Source organism: Pseudomonas sp. W15Feb9B (assembly GCF_000828175.1).
Classification (GTDB): domain Bacteria; phylum Pseudomonadota; class Gammaproteobacteria; order Pseudomonadales; family Pseudomonadaceae; genus Aquipseudomonas; species Aquipseudomonas parakoreensis.
On the sequence record NZ_JTKF01000088.1, the window covers coordinates 1 to 217 of the forward strand.

A 217-nucleotide genomic window follows, 5' to 3' on the forward strand; every position below is an offset into this window, starting at 1 on the left:
GCCCAGACCGCCGTCGAGGTAGTTGTCGCCAGCGTTGCCGGTCATGCGGTTGGCGACGTCGCTGCCGATCCCGCGCAGGTTGGCGCTGCCGACGAACAACAGGTTTTCGACGTTGTTGCCCAAGGTGTAATCGATGGAAGAGAACACCCGGTCGTAGGCGGTTGGCGAGCTGTCGGTTTCGATGATCACATCGCCGACGTTGTCGACGTAGTAGGTA

The 217-nt window shown here is 60.8% G+C and carries 1 protein-coding gene; it reads right to left on the minus strand.

Going from position 1 to position 217, the window contains the following annotated elements; all coding sequences use genetic code 11:
• Positions 1–217 (minus strand): hypothetical protein (locus OC71_RS28305; RefSeq protein WP_041075060.1); only part of this gene is annotated, 217 nt, incomplete at both ends.